This is a genomic window from Kaistia soli DSM 19436 (assembly GCF_900129325.1).
Lineage (GTDB): Bacteria > Pseudomonadota > Alphaproteobacteria > Rhizobiales > Kaistiaceae > Kaistia > Kaistia soli.
This window is the reverse complement of record NZ_FQUP01000001.1, coordinates 1283257-1304321: the sequence shown is the minus strand read 5'-3', so window position 1 is coordinate 1304321 and position 21065 is coordinate 1283257. Positions and strand designations below refer to the sequence as shown.

Annotated in this window: 19 protein-coding genes; 9 read left to right on the top strand and 10 right to left on the bottom strand. The window is 63.7% G+C overall.

Going from position 1 to position 21065, the window contains the following annotated elements; all coding sequences use genetic code 11:
- Position 1 precedes the first annotated feature (1 nt).
- From BUB39_RS06420 to BUB39_RS06395, 6 genes are all read right to left on the bottom strand, one after another.
- The gene (locus tag BUB39_RS06420) at positions 2 to 838 is read right to left on the bottom strand and encodes a carbohydrate ABC transporter permease (RefSeq protein WP_073052127.1); all 837 of its coding nucleotides are present in this window, start codon (positions 836 to 838) and stop codon (positions 2 to 4) included.
- Positions 835 to 1716, bottom strand: a complete 882-nt coding sequence (locus BUB39_RS06415; protein ID WP_073052126.1) for a carbohydrate ABC transporter permease — start codon at positions 1714 to 1716, stop codon at positions 835 to 837. The genes BUB39_RS06420 and BUB39_RS06415 overlap by 4 nt, the downstream gene beginning before the upstream one ends.
- Positions 1717 to 1825: 109 nt before the next feature.
- Complete coding sequence (locus BUB39_RS06410; RefSeq protein ID WP_073052125.1) at positions 1826 to 3259, bottom strand: ABC transporter substrate-binding protein; 1434 nt, start codon at positions 3257 to 3259, stop codon at positions 1826 to 1828.
- Positions 3260 to 3554: 295 nt separating this feature from the next.
- Positions 3555 to 4478 (bottom strand): helix-turn-helix domain-containing protein, encoded by a 924-nt coding sequence (locus BUB39_RS06405; RefSeq protein WP_073052824.1) that lies wholly within the window; start codon positions 4476 to 4478, stop codon positions 3555 to 3557.
- A gap of 166 nt (positions 4479 to 4644) precedes the next feature.
- Positions 4645 to 6288 (bottom strand): GMC family oxidoreductase, encoded by a 1644-nt coding sequence (locus tag BUB39_RS06400; protein ID WP_073052124.1) that lies wholly within the window; start codon positions 6286 to 6288, stop codon positions 4645 to 4647.
- A complete protein-coding gene (locus BUB39_RS06395) occupies positions 6285 to 7358 on the bottom strand; it encodes an alcohol dehydrogenase catalytic domain-containing protein (RefSeq protein WP_244540162.1) in 1074 nt (357 codons plus the stop codon). The genes BUB39_RS06400 and BUB39_RS06395 overlap by 4 nt, the downstream gene beginning before the upstream one ends.
- Before the next feature lie 132 nt (positions 7359 to 7490).
- Between BUB39_RS06395 and BUB39_RS06390 the strand changes: the two genes are divergently transcribed.
- From BUB39_RS06390 to murJ, 4 genes are all read left to right on the top strand, one after another.
- A complete protein-coding gene (locus tag BUB39_RS06390) occupies positions 7491 to 8003 on the top strand; it encodes a hypothetical protein (protein WP_073052122.1) in 513 nt (170 codons plus the stop codon).
- A gap of 200 nt (positions 8004 to 8203) precedes the next feature.
- The gene (locus BUB39_RS06385; RefSeq protein WP_073052121.1) at positions 8204 to 10750 is read left to right on the top strand and encodes an arylsulfatase; all 2547 of its coding nucleotides are present in this window, start codon (positions 8204 to 8206) and stop codon (positions 10748 to 10750) included.
- A gap of 216 nt (positions 10751 to 10966) precedes the next feature.
- Entirely contained in the window at positions 10967 to 11215 is a 249-nt protein-coding gene (locus BUB39_RS06380) for a hypothetical protein (protein ID WP_073052823.1), read from the top strand.
- A 103-nt stretch (positions 11216 to 11318) separates the two neighbouring features.
- Positions 11319 to 12962 carry a murein biosynthesis integral membrane protein MurJ gene (gene murJ / locus BUB39_RS06375; RefSeq protein ID WP_073052120.1) on the top strand — a complete coding sequence of 548 codons (1644 nt, stop codon included), beginning with the start codon at positions 11319 to 11321 and terminating at the stop codon, positions 12960 to 12962.
- Here murJ and BUB39_RS25925 read toward each other — a convergent pair.
- Positions 12866 to 13183: a low affinity iron permease family protein gene (locus tag BUB39_RS25925; RefSeq protein WP_342168827.1), complete on the bottom strand. Its 318-nt coding sequence runs from the start codon at positions 13181 to 13183 to the stop codon at positions 12866 to 12868. The genes murJ and BUB39_RS25925 overlap by 97 nt on opposite strands.
- On the opposite strand from BUB39_RS25925, the gene BUB39_RS25920 reads away from it, so the two are divergent.
- Positions 13086 to 13283 (top strand): hypothetical protein, encoded by a 198-nt coding sequence (locus tag BUB39_RS25920; RefSeq protein ID WP_342168838.1) that lies wholly within the window; start codon positions 13086 to 13088, stop codon positions 13281 to 13283. The two genes, BUB39_RS25925 and BUB39_RS25920, sit on opposite strands and share 98 nt — an antisense overlap.
- Positions 13284 to 13375: 92 nt before the next feature.
- Here BUB39_RS25920 and BUB39_RS06365 read toward each other — a convergent pair whose 3' ends face one another.
- Positions 13376 to 14233 carry an SDR family oxidoreductase gene (locus BUB39_RS06365; RefSeq protein WP_139251358.1) on the bottom strand — a complete coding sequence of 286 codons (858 nt, stop codon included), beginning with the start codon at positions 14231 to 14233 and terminating at the stop codon, positions 13376 to 13378.
- Between the two features lie 231 nt (positions 14234 to 14464).
- Here BUB39_RS06365 and BUB39_RS06360 point away from each other — a divergent pair, with 231 nt between their 5' ends.
- Both BUB39_RS06360 and BUB39_RS06355 read left to right on the top strand, forming a co-directional pair.
- Positions 14465 to 14962: a YciE/YciF ferroxidase family protein gene (locus BUB39_RS06360; protein WP_073052118.1), complete on the top strand. Its 498-nt coding sequence runs from the start codon at positions 14465 to 14467 to the stop codon at positions 14960 to 14962.
- 99 nt (positions 14963 to 15061) lie between these two features.
- On the top strand, positions 15062 to 15838 hold the full coding sequence (locus BUB39_RS06355) for an SDR family oxidoreductase (protein ID WP_073052117.1): 777 nt from the start codon (positions 15062 to 15064) through the stop codon (positions 15836 to 15838).
- A 5-nt stretch (positions 15839 to 15843) separates the two neighbouring features.
- Here the strand turns inward: BUB39_RS06355 and BUB39_RS06350 are convergent, their stop codons facing one another.
- On the bottom strand, positions 15844 to 17031 hold the full coding sequence (locus BUB39_RS06350) for a pyridoxal phosphate-dependent aminotransferase (RefSeq protein ID WP_073052822.1): 1188 nt from the start codon (positions 17029 to 17031) through the stop codon (positions 15844 to 15846).
- A 569-nt stretch (positions 17032 to 17600) separates the two neighbouring features.
- Between BUB39_RS06350 and BUB39_RS06345 the strand changes: the two genes are divergently transcribed.
- Entirely contained in the window at positions 17601 to 18317 is a 717-nt protein-coding gene (locus BUB39_RS06345; protein ID WP_073052821.1) for a DJ-1/PfpI family protein, read from the top strand.
- A gap of 196 nt (positions 18318 to 18513) precedes the next feature.
- Here BUB39_RS06345 and BUB39_RS06340 read toward each other — a convergent pair whose 3' ends face one another.
- Positions 18514 to 19497 (bottom strand): AraC family transcriptional regulator, encoded by a 984-nt coding sequence (locus BUB39_RS06340; RefSeq protein WP_073052116.1) that lies wholly within the window; start codon positions 19495 to 19497, stop codon positions 18514 to 18516.
- A gap of 364 nt (positions 19498 to 19861) precedes the next feature.
- On the opposite strand from BUB39_RS06340, the gene BUB39_RS06335 reads away from it, so the two are divergent.
- On the top strand, positions 19862 to 21043 hold the full coding sequence (locus BUB39_RS06335; RefSeq protein WP_139251356.1) for a beta-keto acid cleavage family enzyme: 1182 nt from the start codon (positions 19862 to 19864) through the stop codon (positions 21041 to 21043).
- The last annotated feature ends 22 nt before the right edge of the window (positions 21044 to 21065 follow it).

Below are 21065 nucleotides of genomic sequence, written 5' to 3'. Positions count from 1 at the left end.
GTCATCCCTTGACGGCGCCGAAGGTCAGGCCCGCGACGATATGCTTCTGCACCAGCGACAGGAAAATGATCGCAGGAATGAGCGTCAGCATCGCGGTGGCCGCCATCTGGCCCCAGTTGGTGCCGGTCACGGTGACGAATTCGGCGAGACCCGTGGTGATGGTGCGGGCATGCACGCTCGTCAGCGTCGCGGCGAAGAGATATTCGTTCCAGGCGAACACCCAGGTCAGGATGCCGGTGACGGCAAGGCCCGGCCGCGCCAGCGGCAGGATGACATGGAGGATCACCTGCCAGGTGCTGGCGCCGTCCACGAAGGCGGCCTCGTCGAGTTCCTGCGGAATGGCGTCGACGACGCCGCGCATGGTCCAGATCGCGAAGGGCAGGTTGAAGACGCAGTAGAGCAGGATCAGGCCGATGCGCGTGTCGAACATCTTCCAGTCGCCGACGACGAACACCTGCGTGTAGAGCAGGAACAGCGGCAGCAGGAAGGCCGCCGGCGGCGCCATGCGGTTGGTGATCGTCCAGAAAAAGATGTTTTCCTTGCCCGACAGCTTGTAGCGGGAAAGGGCATAGGTCGCGAACAGCGACAGCGTCGTCACGAGCAGGGCGTTCGACGTCGCGATGACGATCGAATTGAACATGTAGCCCTGGAAACTCGTATTGGTCAGCGTCGCCCAGTAATTCTCGGAGAAGAAGCTTTTGATCAGGAAGGTTGGGGCGCCGAACAGCTCGACGCGGCTCTTCGCCGATACGACGAACATCCAGTAGATCGGGAACAGCGTGATCAGGCTGGAGAAGAGCCAGAACAGCAGGGACAGGCCTTTGCGGTCGCGCTTCATTCGGGTTTCCTCAGATCGCGGCGGGCGACAAGACCGGCATAGAGCAGCCAGCACATCACGATGGTGAGATAGAGGGTGATCAGGGACATCGCCGAGCCGTAGCCGTAATCGGTCTTCGGGAATACGACGCGCCAGATATAGAGGCCGACATAGCGTGTCGCCGCGGCAGGTCCGCCGCCCGTGAGCATCCAGACCTCGTCGACGGTGCGCATGGCATCCATCAGGCGGATGAACACCGCCGCGAGGATTGCGGGTTTCAGGAGCGGCAGCGTCACGTACCAGAAGGTCTGCAGCTTGTTGGCGCCGTCGATCTGGGCCTGCTCGAACGGCTCCTTCGGCATCGACGAGAGGGCGGCGAGGAGTGTCAGCGTGACGAGCGGCGTCCAGTGCCAGACATCCATCACGACGGTGGTGAAGAAGGCCTGCCCCGCATAGCGACTGATCAGATAGTCGTAGCCGAACCACTTATCGAGATAATAGGGGATCGGTCCGAGCCCCGGAACAGTCATCAGCCGCCACGTCGCGCCGACGGCGACCGGCGCGATCATCAGCGGCAGCGTGTGAATGGTGCGGAAGAAGCTCTTCAGCGGGAAGTTCCGCATGAACAGCTGGGCCAGGAAATAGCCAAGCACGATCTCGCTCGCCACGGCGAAGACGCCGAACTTCAGCGTGTTCCAGAGCGACATCAGATAGCCGGTGTCGAACACCAGGTCGCGATAGTTCTGCACGCCGCTGAAGCGCATCGTCGGGTCGGCCGCGAACGAGTTCCAGTCAAAAAACGAGATGACCAGCACATAGACGAACGGCAGCACACCGAAGACGAAAAGGATGACGAGGGTCGGAGCCATGAACAGCCAGCCGACGGATTGGGGGCGCATGGAGCGAGGTCTCCTGAGACGGCCGGGCGGTAAAAGGGCGCGAGCCGACAGGGAGACGGCTCGCGCGAGGGGCCGGCGCGATCCGTTCGGACCGCGCCGGACGTTCGGCCTATTTGCGGTAGCCGAGCTTGGTCAGTTCCTTTTCAGCCGCCGCCGCCATCTGGTCGAGGGCGTCGGAAGCCGAGAGCTCGCCAGTGATCGCCTGATAGAAGAATGGCGCCGTGGCCTCACGGACCTGGGCATGGAACGGGTAGGGCGGGGCGCCTGCGAACAGGCGGCCGTCATTCTTCATCAGCGTGTAGTAGCCGTCGGTCTTGGCATCCTGCGCGACGACCTTCGGATCGTCATAGGTCGCCTGATGCGTGATGCGGGAGCCGGCGACCGCCCAGTCGGCCTGCACGGACGGCTGCGCGATATATTCAAGGAACAGCAGCGCCGCGTCCTTGTTCTTCGAGGAGTGCGGGATGCCGAAGGCGCCGCCATCATAATAGCCGATATAGCCCTTGCCGCTTTCGGCAGCTTCGAGCACGCCCGGCTCGAGCGGCGGCAGCGCGACACCGACCTTGCCGACAACCTTCGACTTGGTGTCGTTGGTGGCGATCCAGGCGGCGTTTTCGCCATAGACGAGGCCCTGGGCGGTGCGGCCTGCGGCGAAGGTCGCCGCAACTTCATCCCAGGTGCTGGCCGTCGATTCCGGCGGTGCATCCGGCAGGAGGCTCAGCCAGTATTCGAGCGCTTTCTTCGACTCGGGGCTGTTCATCGAGCCGCCATGCTCGACGGTCGCGGCATAATTCTTGGAAGCGTCGATGCCCCAGTTATAGACGCCGAAGGTCGGCGCGATGCTCTCGAAGAACTCGTACCAGGACGCCGGGTGCCCGGTGTGGGCCTGGACGGTCGAGCCCCAGAGCTCGATGCCCTTTTCCTTGCCCCAGGCCGTGAAGAAGTCGGCGATGTCCTTGTACTGCTGGTGCGTCTTGGCGACGGCAAGGTCGTAGCCGTATTTCGCCTTGAAGGCTTCCTTGGCCGCCGGATCCTCGAACAGGTCCTTCCGGTAGAGATAGACCTTGATGAAGGCCTCCATCGGAACGCCGAAGATGTCGCCCTTGTCGCCCTTGAAGTAATTCACGAAGGTCGTGAACATCGCCGGGTCGAAATCGGGAGCCTTGAGGTTCGGCTTTTCGGCGAGCGACTTGGTGATGTCGACGAGGAAATCGCGCGACAGGTAGGAGTAGACGATGTCCTGCTCGATATAGACGAAGTCATAGATGCCGGTATTGGCCTCCATGTCCTTGATCGCCTTGTCATACATCTGGTCCCAGGACGTTGCCTCGAACTCGACCTTGATGCCGGTCGCCTTGGTGAAGGCCGGCGCGAGCACGTCCTTCACATAGTTGGACGGCGGCGTGCTTTCCGAAACGCCATGGATGGTCGTCCCTTCGAGCCCCTTGGCTGCGTCCGACCAGAAATCGGCCCGCGCCGGGCCGGCACCGACCAGAAGCCCGGCAACGGCCGCGCCGAGCAACATTCGCTTCAAACCTGACATTCCATGTCCTCCCTCGATTTCGTGGCGCGACGGACAAAGATTCAGCCTCGACGGACGCGGCGATCAACACGCCATCCGAAGCAAAGCCTGCCCTTGTTGTCTTTATTCCCCGAGTTCAGGGAAACACGCCCGATTGAACTTTGGTCCCGAGCAGCCCGACTTCCTCCAAGCCTCGTGTATTCCGATAGAGGCTGCTCGATCTCGACTCTAGGAGAGGGTCTGTTTCCTTGCTACGCACATTCGAAACCGCATCTGTACAATTTTGCTGCCAGGCGCAGCAAAGTGGGCCAAGAAACTAGACTCTGACCTCGGCAAGAGCCTCCGGCCGCGGCGCCTGCCCGATGCGGCGCGCATCCCGGCGATAGGCAGAAGGCGATCGTCCGCAGATCTTTACGAATTGTCGATTGAAATTGGCGATGTTGTTGAAGCCGACCTCGAAGCAGATATCGGTGATCGGCATGTCGGAGCTTGCCAAGAGATTGCAGGCGGCGTGCACCCGCATGCAGTTCACGTAGCGGGCGAAGGTGTGGCCCGTCTGCTTCTTGAAGAAGCGCGAGAACGCGGTCGCCTCCATGCCGCAAAGGGCCGAGAGCTGCGTCAAGCGGATCGGCTGCGCCGAGTTCTCCAGGATGAAGGTGATGGCGGTCTCGATCTTCTCGGACGAGCGCACCTGCTGGCCCGGCGCAGGCGCTGCCCGCGACAGGATGCGCCGTTCGCGCGGATTGCGGGCGAGAACGGTCATCAGTTCGAGGAACAGCAGCAGCCTTGCGGCGCCATGGGCGCTGCCGATCGACAACAGCAGCCGCCGCCCGGCCTCGGCCGTCGCGCCGGAAAACTCGATGCCGCGCGCCGCGTCCTCGAAGAGGTCCCCGACGACATCGAATTCGGGACAGAGACCGGCAACCTTGTCGGCGAATTCCTGGCTGAACTGGATCAGCATGTCGCGATTGGCGACGCGCTCGCCCGGCTGGATCCGACTGACCCAGTTGTGCGGCACCCCTGGCCCGGTCAGCACCAGGCTGCCGGCCTCGAACCCGCCCACATAATCGCCGATCATCATCTCGCCGGCGCTGTGCTGGATGAGGTGAAGTTCGTATTCGGGATGATAGTGCCACTTGGCAAGATGGTGCGGGTAGTCATGCACGTTCCACCGGAAGGATTCCTCCGGTGCACACACGATCACCTCGAAATCAGGCACGATTCGGCGCTCGAAGCCCATGATCATCTCTCCCTGGCGAGCCGCGGCCGCAGCGCTTGTCTTCGCGCCTTGTCGTGCCTCGTGCTCCCGTTCTCGCCCGTTGCTCCGGCAGGCCGTCACAGCGGACAGTCACTCTAGCGACATTTGCGTATTACTGGGCCCGAAATAAATCCGGGCCCAGCTTTTGTCACGCAACCGCTGCGGCCGGCGCGGAGGCCCTGGCTTCGGCGGCGATGAAGTCCACAGCGCGGCTGGCCAGCGCCATGACCGGTGCATTGGTATTGCCTGAGGGGATCGCCGGCATCGCGGCGCAGTCGATCACCCGCAGGCCCTCGATGCCGCGCACCCGCAGACGGATATCCAGAACCGCGCCCGGATCGCCGTCCCGGCCCATGCGCGCCGTGCCGATCGGGTGGTAATTGGTCTTGACCGTCTTGCCGCAATAGGCGGCGAGCGCCGCGTCGTCGACGGTCGCCGCGCCCGGCAGCAGCTCAGTGCCGATCTTTTCGGCGAGCGGCGACGTCGCGAGCAGCTTTCGCGCAAAGCGCAGCGAAGCGATGGTCAGGCGGAGATCATCCGCATCGCCGAAGAAGTTGGCATCGACAAGCGGCATGGCGTCCGGGTCTGCAGAGCGCAGCTTGACGCTGCCGCGCGCCTTCGGCCTCAGCAGGCATGAGGTGAGGGTGACGCCATGGGTCGGCTCGGCCGAGGAAACGTCGCGATCGAGATAAACGATCGGCGCGCAATAAAGCTGGATCGTTGGCCGTTCGCCGCCATCCGGATCGTAGAACAGGCAGGATTCGATGCCCGTCGTCGTCACGGGTCCGGTATTGAACAAGAGATACTGCAACCCGTTGCGGATCATGTTCCAGCCGCGGTCCTGCCCGAAATAGCCGCTCGCTGCCTTGGTGGTGGCGATAACGGGGACCTCGTGATGATCCTGCAGCATGGCCCCGACCGGAAGGTCGGCGACGACGTCAAGACCATGTTCACGCAGATGCGCCGCCGGGCCGATGCCAGAGAGCATCAGCAGCTTCGCCGTGTTGTAGCTGCCGGCCGCGACCAGAACTTCGCGCGTCGCGGTGGCTGAGCCTGCACCGCCGGGGCCAGTCCAGGCGATGCCCGTGGCGCGATTGCCCGTGAACAGGATGCGGTCAACGCGGGCGCCGGTGATCACGGTGAGGCGTGGATCGCCTATGACGGTCGACAGGAAGGCCGTGACGGCGTCGCAGCGCTCCATGCGGCCGTTCAAAAGGCCCATCGTGTGCTGCATCACGCCGACGCCCGCCTGCCGGGCGCCGTTGAAATCGGGATTGTAGGGGATGCCGGCGCCCTGCGCGGCAAGAATGAAGTCCTGCGTCGTGTCGCAGAGACTGCCGGGATCGGAGACACGCAGGCCCCCGTCGATGCCGTGATAGGCATCGTTGAATTTCGCGTTACGTTCGAGGGTGCGGAAATGCGGCAGCAGGTCGTCATAGGACCAGCCCGACCCACCGCCCAGCATCGCGTCCCAGCCGTCGTAATCCTCGCGCTGGCCACGCATATAGACCATCGCGTTGACAGCGCTGCCGCCGCCGAGGGCCTTCGCCTGCGGCACGATCGGCGCCCGCCCGCCGAGCCGGGGCTGTGCGGCGGTCTTGTGCATCTCGAGATAGTCGTCGCGGCCGAGATATTTCATATATCCGGCCGGCATGCGCATCACGCGGGCCGTCTTCGCCGGGCCCCTCTCGACCAGAAGCACGCGGAATCCGTGATCGCGCACCAGCCGCATCGCCGCGACGCAGGCAGCCGATCCGCCGCCCGCGATGATGTAGTCGTAGCTTTCGCTCATGTATTCGGCCGATACCCGGGACGCATCAGGACTTTGATCGAGTCGAGCGAAACGGCCATCTTCAGCGCCTCATCCCAGTCCTCGAGCGCATAAGAATGCGTGACGATGCCCTGGGAGGTGACGAGCCCGCGCGACAGGAGATCGATGGCGATGGGATAGCAGTAGGGACCAAGATGGGCGCCGCGGATGTCGAGTTCCTTGCGGTCGCCGATGATCGACCAGTCGGCCGTTGTCTCCGAACCGAACACAGAGAACTCGACGAAGCGGCCGAGCTTGCGGATCATCTTGAGGCCCTGCGTCACGCCGCTCGGGTGGCCGGTGTTCTCAATATAGACGTCGCAGCCATAGCCGCCCGTCAGCCCGCGCACGATCGCGTCGGCGTCTTCGCGGCCTGGATTGATGACGAGGTCGGCGCCATAGCGCCGCGCGAGTGCCAGGCGCTCGTCGACCATGTCGATGACGATGAGCTTCTTCGGCGTCTTCAGGCGTGCGACCTGCGTCATCAGCAAGCCGAGCGGGCCGGCGCCGGCGATCACCACGACGTCGTCGAGCTGGATATCGCCGCGATTGACCGTGTGGATGGCGCAGGAGAGCGGCTCGATGATCGCCGCGTCCTCGAGCGGCATGTCGGCCGGGATCTTGTGGACGATCGACGTCGCCGGATAGAGCATGTATTCGGCGATGCCGCCATCGGCGACCTGGCGCTGGAAGCCGAAGATGTTGTGCACCTCGCACATCCAGTATTGCCCCGAACGGCAGAACCGGCAGCGGTCGCATGGCACGATCTGCTCGGCGATCGCCATGTCGCCGATCTGGACGCCATGGTACTCGCCGGCGCCCTCGCCAAGCGCCTCAACGGTGCCGAAGAATTCGTGGCCCGGGATCACCGGCGGCTTCACGTAAGGGCTGTCCCCGCCCCAGAACATCGGCGCGCCGGCCCAGCATTTGCAGTCGCCCGCGCAGATCCCGCAGGCGGCAATACGCACGACGATCTCGCGCGGTCCCGGTTCCGGCTTGCCGACCCGTTCGACGCGATAGTCGCGCGGACCGTGGCAAACCACGGCGGTCATCGTTCTGTCCAGTCTGGTCATGGCTCCACCCCTTCCCGGACCGCTCTCCTCGCGACAAACCGGGACAAGCCGGAACTCTAGGAGCCACATCCAGCCGAAGCCACGATCAATCGTCCGCCGACCGATACTTTCTTGCGCCGACCGGTACCGTTTTGGCTCTTTTTTGTTGAGGAAGCGCCTCGGCAGCCCATCCCGATTGCAAACCCAGGCTCAAACCGCGAGCGGTCAACCGAGGAACCGCGGCGCAATGAGATCTTGACGTGGGAAAAATTCCCACTTATCAATTCACGATCAGTTTCGGACGGCGACGAAACCCTTGGTCCGTCGCCGACGGTCGAGGAGCCCATCGTGCAGGCATCAGGAAAATTCGTGGCTTCGATGACGCCCTCGATGCCGATGGCTCGATTGCCTGCCGCGGATGTATGGGCGCTCGCGCCGCTCTTCTGCACCACAGATGCAGGGAATTCGCCCCGTCCCGTGCCACGACGCTTCGTGCCGCGTCTGGCCGAAGGTTTCGACGAGGATGCCGGTGATGGACTTCACGAATTCGACCGCAGCCCGCTCCGGCATGCCCCGGCCGTCGCTCTCGTCCTCGCCGCGATTTCGTCTTTCGTGATCCTGGCATTTCTTGTGATGTCGGGCTGACCGCGCCTGCCGATACGTGATCTTGGGCAAGTGAACGACTGTCCTGTCGGGAAAAGGCAAACTGGAATCTGGCGCAGGCGTTAAGATTGTCTCCGAATGCCGTGACCCCTCCCTGGCTGTTTCTTGATCTGTAGCAAGGACAGCCAGGGAAGTTCGCGGCATTGCTATCCGGCAATGGGCTGGAGTCCGGGGGGACATTCATGAACGCTTCGAGGCCACGAATGATCATGGTCGCGCTGGTGCTGCTGGCGTTCGTGCCGGCCGCTTGGGCGCAGTCGGCAGGCTTGCCAGCAGGACAACCAGAGGCGTTGCAGGCGAGCGGTGTGCCGGGAAGCCCAGGTGCCACGACCACGGTTGACGGCCGTGTCCTGCCCAATCCGCCAACGCCCTTTGCCGGCCATATCGATCTCAACGCATTGCAGTCCGTTCCAGCCTGGGCGCCGCGCATCGTGCCGCCCAAGGGCGCACCGAACATTCTGTTGATCATGACGGATGATGTCGGCTTCTCGGCGCCCTCGACGTTCGGCGGGGTCATTCCGACGCCTTCGCTCGATCGCATCGCGGCGGACGGTCTGCGCTATACGAACTTCCACTCGACCGCGCTCTGCTCGCCAACCCGCGCCGCCCTCATCACCGGCAAGAACCACCATTCGGTCGGGTTCGGCGTGGTGGCTGAACAGTCGACCGGCTTTCCGGGCTACAACGCCACGATCGGGCCCGAGAACGCAACCATTGGGCGGATTCTGCTCGAAAACGGCTATCGCACGGCCTGGATCGGCAAGAACCATAACACGCCCGATTATGCCCAGAGCCAGGCCGGCCCGTTCGACCAGTGGCCGAATGGCTTGGGCTTCCAACACTATTACGGCTTCAATGGCGGCGATACGAGCCAGTGGCAGCCGAACCTTTTCCTGGACACCACGCAGATCTATCCCTTCCAAGGACATCCGCAGTGGAACCTGATCACCGCAATGGCGGATGATGCCATTGGCTGGATGGACCAGTTGAACTCCATCGATCCGACGCTGCCATTCTTCCTTTATTATGTTCCGGGCGGCACGCATGCGCCGCATCATCCGACGCCGGAATGGATCGACAAGATCCACGCGATGCATCTCTTTGATGGCGGCTGGAATAATCTTCGCGACACGATCTTCGCCAACCAAAAGAAACTCGGCGTCATTCCGCAATCTGCCCAGCTGACCGCTTGGCCGGACGGACTTCTCAAGAACTGGGACCAGCTTGGCGACGAGGACAAGAAGCTCTTTATCCGCCAGGCCGAAGTCTATGCCGCCTATCTCGCCTATACCGACCATGAGATCGGACGGGTGATCCAGGCCGTCCAGGACATGGGCAAGCTCGACAACACGCTGATCATCTATATCAGCGGCGACAATGGCGCCTCCGCGGAGGGGACGCCGAATGGAACGCCGAACGAGGGGCTCGTCTTCAACGGCGTCTATCTTCCGGTCGCCGCGCAGATGAAGTGGTACGACGCCTGGGGCACAGACCAGACTTATCCCCACATGGCCGTCCCATGGGCCTGGGCCTTCGACACGCCGTTCAAGTGGACCAAGCAGATCGCGTCCTATTTCGGCGGAACGCGTCAGGGAATGGCCATCTCCTGGCCGGCAGTGATCAAGGACAAAGGTGGCGTCCGCAACCAATTCGCCCATGTGATCGACATCGTGCCGACTTTGCTTGAAGCAACCGGCATTCCGGCCCCCGCCGTCGTCGATGGCGTTGCCCAGAAGCCGATCGAAGGCACGAGCCTCGCATATACCTTCGACAAGGCGAATACCGACTCGCCGACCCGGCACCGCACGCAGTATTTCGAGATGTTTGGCATGCGGGCGCTCTGGCATGACGGCTGGATGCTGTCGACCCCCCCGCTCAACGATCCTTGGAACCTGTCCGGTCCTGCAATCGCGGCTCCGTCCAATGCCTTCAAGTGGGAACTCTACGACACGAGCAAGGACTGGACGCAAAATACCGATGTTGCCGCCACGAATCCCGACAAGCTTCGCGAAATGCAGGACCGGCTGTGGACCGAACTGGCCAGCCATCAGGTGTTGCCGCTCGATTCTTCCCTGGCGACACGTCTCGTCGCTCCACGGCCGAGCGTCACCGCCGGCCGGACGGAATTCGACTATTCGGGCCGCCGCCTGACCGGCATACCGCGTTCGTCGGCTCCCAACGTGCTCAACACATCCTACACGATCAAGGCCGACATCACGGTTCCGGAGACCGGCACCGAAGGCATGATCAATACGTTCGGCGGCCGGTTCGGCGGCTATGGGCTCTATCTGCTCAAGGGCAAGCCGGTCTTTGTCTGGAACTTGCTTGGATTGAAGCAGATGCGCTGGGAGGGACCCTCCGCGCTGGCACCCGGAAAGCACACGCTCGAATTTGACTTCGCCTATGACGGTCTCGGATTCGCAACGCTTGCCTTCAACGACACTTCGGGGATCGGTCATGGCGGCATGGGCACCTTCAAGGTGGATGGTGCGGTCGTGGCGGAGCAGAAGATGGATCAGACCATCCCGCTGCTGATGCCGATCGACGAGAGCTTTGATATCGGCGCCGACACGCTGACGGCCGTCAGCCCCGACTACCAGGTGCCGTTCGACTTCGCCGGCACGATTGACGGCCTGAAGATCACCATCGATCCGCCGAAGCTGACGCCGGAGCAGGCGGCAACGCTCCAGGCCAAACTCGACGCTAGCTTGCGGAATGCCAACAACTGACGTCAGTCTCGACCTCGTCGTTTGAAGGGCCGCGATCCGCCGTCAGTGGCGTGTCGCGGCCCTTTATTGTCGGCCGGCCCCATGAACACGCAACTGCCGGCCATAATCGGCATTGAAAGGCAGCGGCGAAAGGGTCACATTCCCCCGTCCGAAATCGAGAGCCCGGCTGCAGCGCCGCACCCATCGATGTGCGTTCCGCTGCATAAGGGTTTCACTATGTTCTCGCTCTTCCAGAATCTCGCCAGCCTTGCCTTCGAGTCGCAGCAGGTGATCTTCCTGCGCACCATGAAGATGGCGGCCGGCGGCCCGAAGGCTGAGGCGGAAGCGCGGCTGATGGTGGCGGAGAAGCTAGCGGCCGCCGAGGATGCGACCATGGCGCTGATGTCCGGCAAGGCGGTCGACCATGTCGTGGCGTCCTATCGTCGCCGCGTTCGCGCCAATTCCCGCCGCCTGATGAAGGGCTGATTCCGCCCCTCGACGGGCGGGGCTTTATGACGCTCGCCGTTCGAGAGGGTTTTCACCTAATGTCCCGGCAGATGGCGCCGAATCGCGCGCCGGGAATGATCGCGTGGACGAGACAAAGCCTGCACAGACCGCGCCCAGCCGGGCTCGTACCATCGGCATCGCCTCGGCGATCTGGGCGACCTCGATCTTCCTGTCGCGCATCATCGGCCTCGTGCGCGAGCAGATTGTCGGGCGCACGCTCGGCGCCAGTCGGCAGGCCGATCTCTATTTCGCATCGTTCACGCTGCCGGATTTCCTGAATTACCTGCTCGCGGCCGGTGCTCTTTCGATCGTCTTCATCCCGATCTTCCTGGCGCATGTTCAGCGCGGCGAAGAGGAGGGCGGCTGGCGGGCCTTCAGCGTCATTGCGAACTTCATGCTGCTGGCCGGAACGCTCGGCATCGTGCTGCTCATGGTGTTCGCGCGGCCACTGGCAGGCGTCGTCGCACCGGGGTTCAACGATCCCGCCGAAGTCGACACACTGGTTCGCCTGATGCGGATCATCCTGCCGGCGCAGTTCTTCCATGTTGTCGGCGGGCTGCTTTCGGCGACGCTGCAAGCGCAGGATCGCCATGTCCTGCCGGCCATGGCGCCGCTCGTCTATTCGGTGGGCATCATCGCCGGAGGCCTCGTCGGGGCGTATCTAGGCTGGGGCGCCGATGGCTTTGCTTGGGGCGTGCTCGTCGGTTCGATCGTCGGACCGTTCGGACTGCCGCTTTATGGCTGCCTAAGGGGCCATATGCGCTGGTATCCGATCCTTTCCTTCCGCAATCCGGACTTGCGCCGCTACCTCGTGTTGTCGCTGCCGATCATGATCGGCTTCTCGATCGTGCTGGTCGACCAGTGGATCATCAAGAACCAGGCATCCTATCTCGCGGCGGGCGAGCTCTCCTATCTCCAATATGCGCGCACGTTGATGAATGTACCGATCGGCGTGTTCGGCATGGCGGTCGGCGTCGCCGCCTATCCTTCGCTGAGCCGGATGGTTGCGGCCGGCAGCATTCCCGAGGCCTATGGCGTGCTGGTCCACGCCGTCCGCCTGATGCTGGTGGCGACTTTCGCAGCGCAGGTCTGCATGACGCTAGCGGGCGTTGAGGCGGTCTATCTCGTCTGGGGGGCGTTCGCGAGCCGCTTCAGCGCCGCCGACGCTGCCGCGACCGGTACTGTGCTCGCCTATATGAGCATCGGCCTGTGCGGATGGGCTGCGCAGACCCTGATCAGCCGCGGCTTTTATGCGCTCGGCAGTACATGGGTGCCGACGATTGTCGGTACGGCCGTCACGATCATACTGATCCCGCTCTATGTGGTGCTGCGCCAGCAGGCAGGCGCGATCGGCCTTGCCATTGCTAGCTCCATCGCCATCATCGTCTATGTCCTTGTTCTCGGCTGGCTGCAGCGGCGGCGCTTCGAGCGCGAGGCGCGCGACCGCGGCATGGCCCTTGGCACGGCGCCAGGCATGATCGACGGCGCTGTGCGCTCGGGCTTCGCCGCCGCAGTCGCCATCGGCTGTGGCCTCGCGCTCCGCTATGGACTGATGCAGTGGCTGCCCGGCCTGCATGTTGGCGTCGCTGTCTTGCGGGCAATCATCCTCTGCGGCGTCGGCGTCGGCGTCTATGCCGTGGTGGCCCGTCGTCTCGGCATGCGCGAATTCGGCGAACTGACGACGATGGTGATGGCGCGGCTGAGGCGTCGCCGTCGCACCGTCTGAGCAGATACGTCTAGACGGCGTGTCCACGGGCGCGGCGCGCCTGCTTGGCCTTTTCGACCGCTGCTGACGCGCGACGAGCCATATCCTCGCAGCGCAGATGCAGCCGTTCGAGTTCCTGAGGTGATGATGGTCGTGCTCGTGTTGATGACGAGCTGCCACGTCTCCGAAAATCCGAAGAACGGGCCGGATATGGCCCAGAGCACGACGCCTGCAACGCAGATCAGGAACGCTACCGGACTGCCGGCCGCCCGTGCTGCCCGGTTGGCGAACGCCGCGAAGATCTTGTCGAACTGCATGGTCCGGCACCGGCTGCTCGAGTGAGCCCCTCCGCCCCCGCGGCAGCGAGGGCCCCTCGTCATTTCCTGACCAACGGGTCGGCACAGAGGCCGGTTCCCGCAGATCGGGGGCCATCGCTAGAGGATCGGCTTGCCGCCGGTGACGGCGATCGTCGCGCCGGAGACGTAGCTCGAAAGCGGGTCAGCGAGCATCACATAGGCCGTCGCGAGTTCCGCCGGCTGGCCGGGGCGCTGCATGGGAACCTGCTTGCCAAAATTGGTGACCTTGTCCTCGGGCATGGTCGAGGGAATGAGCGGCGTCCAGATCGGGCCGGGGGCGACGCTGTTGGCGCGAATGCCCTTTTCGGCCAGCAGTTGCGCAAGTCCCGCGGTGAAGTTCTGGATTGCGCCTTTCGTCGTCGCATAGGCGAGAAGGTGCGGGCTGGGGCTGTCCGAATTGATCGAGGCGGTGTTGATAATCGAGGCGCCTGCCTTCATGTGCGGGACGGCGGCCTTGGTCAGATAGAACATCGCATGGATGTTGACGCGGAAGGTCAGGTCCCATTCCTCGTCGCTGATATCCTCGATCGACGTGAAGCTCGCCTGATGCGCGGCATTGTTGACAAGGATGTCGATGCCGCCGAGTTCCTGCATTGCTTTGTCGATGATCGCGCGGCAATGGGCCGAATTCTGGATGTCCCCTGCCACCAGCACGGCCTTGCGGCCCTCCTTCTCGACGAGCGCCCGCGTCGCCTCGGCGTCGGCATCCTCATTGAGATAGGAGATAAGCACGTCGGCGCCCTCGCGGGCATAGGCGATCGCCACCGCGCGGCCAATGCCGCTGTCGCCGCCGGTGATGACGGCCTTCATGCCCTTGAGGCGTCCCGAACCCTTGTAGGACGTCTCTCCATGGTCAGGCACGGGATCCATGCTGGCTGTCGCGCCCGGCATGGGCTGCGGCTGGCTCGGGAAGGGCGGTCTTGGATAAGCGTTCACGGCTTTCGTCTCCCGGAAGGATTGATGATGTTGGTATGAGCGGCGGCGATGGCGGCCACCTTCTACCGACCCAATCCAACGGTGCGCCGATCGTTCCGAAGTGGCCGGCACCGCGGTTTGCGACGATGCAATGGAACGTCTGGCGACCTCGGCGACTTGTAGCCTCGACGGTTCGTCTATCGCTGGGGGCGAAGACTGCGCCGGAGCCACCCCAATTGCTGGAGAAGACACATGGCCAAGCAGCCCAAGGATTTGAACGACCTCTTCTTTGAGACCCTCAAGGACATCTACTTCGCCGAGAAGCAGATCCTCCGTGCTCTGCCGAAGATGGCAAAAGCTGCACAGTCGCCTGAGCTGACCGCTGCTTTCGAAAAGCATCGCGACGAGACCGAGACGCATGTCGACCGCCTGGAACAGGTGTTCGAACTGGTCGGCAAGCCGGCACGCGGCAAGACCTGCGAGGCCATTCTCGGCATCGTCGAGGAAGGCAAGGAGATCATGGAAGATTTCGCCGGCACAGCGGCGCTTGATCCCGGCCTCGTCGCCGCGGCACAGGCCGTCGAGCACTACGAGATGGCCCGCTACGGCACGCTGCGCGCCTGGGCACAGCAGCTCGGCATGAAGGACGCCGTTGCGCTGCTCGACGCGACCCTCGGCGAAGAGAAGGCGACGGATGCGGCGCTTTCAAAGCTCGGCACGGCCGCGCTCAACCAGAAGGCCGCTGCCTGATCAGGCGACCGTTACGGCGGCGGGCAGGAGCGGTACCGTTCCGCCCGCCGCCGCTGATCAACAACGCGACAATGCCGCGCCGAACAGCAAGGACCGTCGATGGAACTTCAAGGCAAGGTTTCGCTCGTCACTGGCGCGGGCAGCGGCATCGGCCGGGCGGCGGCCTTGAAGCTCGCTGATGGGGGCTCCGACGTCGTCGTCATCAGCCGCTCTCAAGACGAGATCGACGCCGTTGCGGCTGAGATCCGGGAACGCGGTCGCCATGCCTTGGCCATCACTGCCGACATCGCCGATGCCGTTGCGATGGAAAGCGCCGTCGCGCGGACGCTCGACGAGTTGGGCAGTCTTTCCATAGTCTTCGCAAATGCCGGCATCAATGGTGTCTGGGCGCCGCTGCACGAGCTATCGCCGGATGACTGGGACGAGACTTCGCGCATCAATTTGCGCGGCACGTTCCTGACGCTGCGCTACACCGTGCCGGCCATGCTGGAGACGGGCGGGTCGATCATCATCACATCCTCGATCAACGGCACGCGCACCTTTACCACGCCCGGCGCCTCGGCTTATGCGACCACCAAGGCCGGGCAGTTGGCGCTCGGCCAGATGGCGGCGCTGGAACTTGCCCGCTATCGCATCCGCGTCAACGTTATCTGTCCCGGTGCCATCGACACCGAAATCGACGACAACACCGAGAAGCAGGGCGTCGAGCCGCCGGTCCCCGTTGAATTTCCGCAAGGCACCGTTCCGCTGACGCGCGGCGAGCCCGGCACCAGTGAAGAAGTCGCCGACCTCGTCGTTTTCCTCGCCTCCGATCGCTCGCGTCACATCACCGGAACGCCGATCTGGATCGACGGGGGTCAGTCGCTTCTGGTCTGACGGCTTCAGCGCAGGAAGCTGCGTAGCCGGTCGAGCCCGTCTGCAATCTTGTCCGGCGCCGCCGCGAAACACCAGCGCAGCCAGCCCTCGCCTTCCGGCCCGAAGGCGCTGCCGGGCGCCAGCCCCAGCCCGACCTGATCGACGAGATCGCGCGCGAGCGCCATGCAGTCGGGACGGCCTTCGATGCGGAAGAAGGCGTACATCGCACCATCCGCTTCGGGGACCTCGACGCCGCCGAGCCCCTTCAGCCCATCGACCAGGAGCCCGCGCGACTGCGCGAGATCGGCCCGGAAGCGGCTCACCGTCGCCTCGCTCTGCGCATCGGAGACCGCCGCGATCGCGCCATGCTGTGTGAAGTCCGGAAGGCAGGACGTATTGTACTCGATGACCTTGGCAAGGTCCCCCATCATCGCCGCCGGTGCCGTGATCCAGCCGACGCGCCATCCGGTCATGCGCCAGGCCTTGGAGAAGCTGTTGACGACGATCAGCCGGTCCTCGGCATCGGCAATCGCCAGTATCGACGGCGCCACCTCGACACCCGGCCGAAAGACCAGACGCTCATAGACGTCGTCGGAGAGGATCCAGATGCCGTGGTGCCTGCAGTGCGCCAGAAGCGCGGCCTGGTCCTCGGCCTCGATCGTCCAGCCTGTGGGGTTGTTGGGCGAATTGACGATCAGCATCCGCGTATCGGGAGTCAAATCAGCGATCAGCCTGTCGACATCGAGCCGCCAGCGGCCATTTTCGATGACGAGCGAATGGCGGACGACATCGGCGCCCATGATCCGCGGCATCTCCGCGATATTGGGCCAGATCGGTGTCACCACGACGACCCGGTCTCCCGGCGAGACCAGCATCTGCGACGTCAGCATCAGTCCCGAATCGCCTGAGGCGACCACGGCGATGCGGTCGTCATCGAGCGCGATGTCGTGTAGCGCGCTGCTATATCGGGCGATCGCGCTGCGTAGCGCCGGACGACCGAGATTCTGCGTGTAGAACGTCTCCTGCCGCCCAAGCGAAGCGATGGCGGCGTCCGAAATGAAAGCGGGCGTGGGCTGGTCGCTCTCGCCGAACCAGAAGGCGGCCATGTCGCGCCGCCCCATCGCCGCATTGGCGATGACGCGGATCCGGGAGGCAGACAACGCCCGGATATCGGGCCGGGCATGCGGCGGAAAGGCAACGGTCTCAGGCGTCATCGAGGGCTCCGTGCGGTGTCGCAGGGCGCAGGTCGCCTCGACCGGCCCGATCGCATCATGGCCGTTGGTTACGAGGGATCGTCCCCGGCCGCAATCCCGAAGACGCGGCAGGCTGGGCAACAGACGTGATGTGAAAAGAAGAATGGTGCCTGGGGGCGAGGCGCGCACCGCGAACGATTTCATGTGGTTAGGCCGGTTGGAACCGAGTGCTTGTTCCAACCTGTTCTGCATCGGTTCCTCGATTGGGAATCCAACCATCGCCTTAGGGCGACGCCTGTCGCGCGATAGCTGCGACGTGCCAGACGAAAGCCTTGACGCGATAGTCGGCCAGGGCTGAGTTGATCGGGAAGGGCTAGACCCCTCGGACGTCCAGGCGATTGCCCGGAAGTTCTGCAGGGGCGGTGACGATAGGCGGAGGGTCGCTTTCGACTTGGCGCTCGAATTCGCGCCCCAGCAGGAGTGTGCCTACCGGGTCGGAGCGGTGTCCAGCCATGCTTGTTGCCGTGCGTCACTCGCATATCATCTTCAGCATCCGCCATCGCCTACCGGCCCATTCGACGGAGATACTCATGTCGGATTTCAATATCGGCTTCGTCATCTTCCCTGGCATCACGCAACTGGATTTCACCGGACCGTTCGAAGTCCTGAGCCGGATTGGGACGCCAGCCTCTGTTTCGGAGCCGAGCAGGTTCGCCCAGTCGAAGACGCATGTCGTGGCAAAGAGCATGCTGCCCGTCACAAGCGACCGCGGCCTCACCTTCATGCCGAGCTGTACTTTTGACGATTGTCCGAAGTTCGACCTCATCTGCGTTCCCGGCGGTGCGGGGGTGGCAGATGCCGTCGAAGATGCCGAGACGGTGGCTTTCATTCGTCGCCAGGCCGCGCAGGCGACTTACATCACTTCTGTCTGCGTCGGCGCCTTCCTGTTGGGCGCCGCTGGCCTTCTCCAAGGCCGCCGCGCTACGACTCATTGGGCGTTCTGCGACCTCCTTCCGCTGATCGATGCGACGCATGAACCCAGTCGCATAGTGCGAGATGGCAATATCTTCACGGCCGGCGGGGTAACAGCGGGCATCGATTTTGCCTTGCTCATCGTCGCCGAGCTCGCCGGGCTAGATGTTGCCGAGGCGATCCAATTGGCGATCGAATATGACCCGTCTCCGCCGTTCAACGCGGGTTCTCCGGAGAGCGCGCCTGACGAAGCCACAAGGCTCATTCTGCACCGCAATGCGCAGGCGAAGATCAGGCTGAAACAGGCTCTCGCAAAGGCCTCACCGCCTGCATAAGCGGTGGGACCACCTGGATTGTGACCGCCCAACCCTGGCTCGGGATTACTGGCCACGCGGACGACTTGCACCTGCTGGTGCTTGGACATGCCAACTTCGCGAGCGATCTCGGAACGCAACGGGGTGCGGTCGCCCACACTCCGTTTGCCATCTCGCGCCCTGCCCCGGCGGTTCCCTGGCGCAGCAACACTATCGACTAGGTGCCTTGAGCCAAGTGGGTTGTGCGCCAGACGCGCGGCGACTGGCCGGTCTGCCGGCGGAAGGCGTTGCTGAAGGCGCTGGTGTCGGCGTAGCCGAGCGCGGCCGCGATCGCGGTAATACTGAGACGGGTCCGGGCCATCAGCCGCTGCGCAACATCGACTTGCGTGTGGTTCAGGATCGCCCGAAAGCTCGTACCTTCGGCCTGCAGGGCGCGCTCCAGGACCCGGGGATGCATCGCGAGCGCTGCGGCGACGGAGGCCAACCGGTCATCCGTGAAGAGGACTCTCGGCCGTAGCAGGCGGACGACCTGATCAGACACTTTCGGGAGGTCGATAGCCCAATAATCGCGGACCTGTGTTTCAAGGGCCTGCCGGGCAGCCGGATCGGCACGCACGACGGGCAGCGCGAGCGCATCCGTCGAGAACACGAGCGCCGACTGGTCGGCATCGAATGTCACCGGAGCGCCAAAGAACTGTCGGTATGGCTGCGGATCGGCAGGCGGCCGGCGCGAAAGAAGAACTTCAACGGGCCGAGCTTGGCACAACTCCTTGACCATGCTGAAGCCAACGGCCAGCGCGCCAACTTGGAAGTGCTCCGCCGACGCCCCTGGGTCCTGGTAGATGGCATAGCCGAGCCAGGCAGATCCGTCGCGCGCAACGAGATAGGGCACGCCGCCACGTACGTAGCGATGATGGTTTTCGCAAAGGTCAAGCAGCGCGCGCCCCAACGTCGGCGCGTTCCGCATCAACATGCCGACGGCACCAATACTGTGGGTGTCGCTTCCCTCGCGGGCAGCGACCAGCAAGCCGATGTGATCGCATCCCGTTCGTTCTGCCGCCACCTTGGTAAGCAGACAGGCAGAGCGGAACGGAATCTGGCTGTCCTGATCGGCAAGCAGTTCAAGTTCGACATCTGCCGCAGCCGCCACCTCGGCAGGATCGACCCCGAGATCGCGCAGGACGCTCGGGAGCGCGCTCATCGCGCCGACCCGTTGCCACCCCTCTGTCATCGATAGTCCTCCCCCCAATCCGACGAAATTTTCACGGCCGTCGGAAACTCGCAAGTCGATCGGTAAAACTTGCGGTAGATCAATTTTAGAACAAGTCGAGCCGTCGGGGGGATCCGCAGGCTCGGCGGGACGAGCGGATCGGCGGCAGGCGTCGCAAAGGTCTCAAGAAGTCGGCTGGAGAAAGCCAGGCTGGTAGGGCGCGCATTTCGCCTTTCCGGGAGCGTTTTCCCATGCCTGCAAGACTCGCGGTGCCCGGGGTTAGGGGCTTGCCGATCCGCTCGGCTGTTCTCCGGTAGGTCGGGAAAAGGCCCGGCCGAGCAGAAGCGAGGACACGATGTACTACACGGACGATTCAATTCTTCCCGAGAACATGCAGCCGCTGATCATCACGGCCGCTCCGTTCGGGCCCCAGTGGCTGCCCGGCGATGCCGATATCCCGCTGACCTGGGACGAGCAGATCCAGGTGGCGGTCGATTGCTACAATGCCGGCGCGACCATGCTGCACGTGCATGTCCGCGACCCCGCCACCGGCCAGGGCTCGACCAATTTCGATCAGTACAACTATTTCCTCGGCCGCCTTCGGCAGGCTGTGCCGAAGATGATCCTGCAGGTCGGCGGTTCGATCTCCTTCGCGCCGCATACGGCTGAGGCCAAGGCCAAGTGGCTCGACTACGACACCCGCCACATGCTGACCGAGCTCGACCCGAAGCCGGATTTCGTCACCGTGGCAACCGGCACGACGCAGTGGGACGTCGTCTCGATGTTCGTCCCCGACGATATCAAGGGCACTCATCTCGACAACAATCCGCAGGTCCAGGCCGCATGGTCGGGCATGTGGGTCGATGCAGGGCCGGCCTTCTATCTCGAGCATCTGAAGCGGCTTCGCGCCAATCGCATCCAGCCCTATTTCGTGCCGGCACACGTCCACCAGCTCGAGATCATCGAGCGGCTGATCCGTGCCGGCGTCTATATGGGGCCGATGAACCTCGCCATCGCCGGCTATGGCGGCGGGACGCTTGGCCGCAACCCCTATCACTGGATGGACTTCCTGCGGCAGGTGCCGCAGGGCGCGGTCTCCACCTTCTGGTCGAGCATGCGGGGGCTGATCTCCCTCTCGGCGATGGCGATCGTGCTCGGCCAGCATGTGCGCGTCGGCAACGAGGACAATATCTGGGGTCCCGACAAGAAGCGCCGCAGCTCGGTGCAGCAGATCGAAGGTGCCGTGCGCATCGCCGAGGAGTTCGGCCGCAAGGTCGCCAATACCGATGAGGCGCGCGAGATCCTGAAGGTCGGCGTTTGGTATGACAGCGTCGAGGAGACGCTTGCCCATCTCGGCCTGCCCCCCAACCGCCGCGACGGCGACAAGGGCTTCCTCGTCTTCGATACGGACGGCAAGAAGACGACCGCCAAGAACGGCGGCGACTCGCACCCGATGGCCTACTGCATGGTGCCGCCGGGAGCCGCCAAGCTCGCGATGGAAGCGGCGGCGGCCGCCAAAGGTATCATTTCCGGTTGAGGCTGTAATTTTTGGGACGGCG

What these genes read in the sequence shown, in the direction of transcription:
- BUB39_RS06420 (WP_073052127.1), bottom strand. Translation starts at nt 838, where the DNA reads ATGAAGCGCGACCGCAAAGGCCTGTCCCTGCTGTTCTGGCTCTTCTCC.
- BUB39_RS06415 (WP_073052126.1), bottom strand. Translation starts at nt 1,716, where the DNA reads ATGCGCCCCCAATCCGTCGGCTGGCTGTTCATGGCTCCGACCCTCGTC.
- BUB39_RS06410 (WP_073052125.1), bottom strand. Translation starts at nt 3,259, where the DNA reads ATGTCAGGTTTGAAGCGAATGTTGCTCGGCGCGGCCGTTGCCGGGCTT.
- BUB39_RS06405 (WP_073052824.1), bottom strand. Translation starts at nt 4,478, where the DNA reads ATGGGCTTCGAGCGCCGAATCGTGCCTGATTTCGAGGTGATCGTGTGT.
- BUB39_RS06400 (WP_073052124.1), bottom strand. Translation starts at nt 6,288, where the DNA reads ATGAGCGAAAGCTACGACTACATCATCGCGGGCGGCGGATCGGCTGCC.
- BUB39_RS06395 (WP_244540162.1), bottom strand. Translation starts at nt 7,358, where the DNA reads ATGACCGCCGTGGTTTGCCACGGTCCGCGCGACTATCGCGTCGAACGG.
- BUB39_RS06385 (WP_073052121.1), top strand. Translation starts at nt 8,204, where the DNA reads ATGAACGCTTCGAGGCCACGAATGATCATGGTCGCGCTGGTGCTGCTG.
- BUB39_RS06380 (WP_073052823.1), top strand. Translation starts at nt 10,967, where the DNA reads ATGTTCTCGCTCTTCCAGAATCTCGCCAGCCTTGCCTTCGAGTCGCAG.
- BUB39_RS25920 (WP_342168838.1), top strand. Translation starts at nt 13,086, where the DNA reads ATGATGGTCGTGCTCGTGTTGATGACGAGCTGCCACGTCTCCGAAAAT.
- BUB39_RS06360 (WP_073052118.1), top strand. Translation starts at nt 14,465, where the DNA reads ATGGCCAAGCAGCCCAAGGATTTGAACGACCTCTTCTTTGAGACCCTC.
- BUB39_RS06355 (WP_073052117.1), top strand. Translation starts at nt 15,062, where the DNA reads ATGGAACTTCAAGGCAAGGTTTCGCTCGTCACTGGCGCGGGCAGCGGC.
- BUB39_RS06350 (WP_073052822.1), bottom strand. Translation starts at nt 17,031, where the DNA reads ATGACGCCTGAGACCGTTGCCTTTCCGCCGCATGCCCGGCCCGATATC.
- BUB39_RS06345 (WP_073052821.1), top strand. Translation starts at nt 17,601, where the DNA reads ATGTCGGATTTCAATATCGGCTTCGTCATCTTCCCTGGCATCACGCAA.
- BUB39_RS06340 (WP_073052116.1), bottom strand. Translation starts at nt 19,497, where the DNA reads ATGAGCGCGCTCCCGAGCGTCCTGCGCGATCTCGGGGTCGATCCTGCC.
- BUB39_RS06335 (WP_139251356.1), top strand. Translation starts at nt 19,862, where the DNA reads ATGTACTACACGGACGATTCAATTCTTCCCGAGAACATGCAGCCGCTG.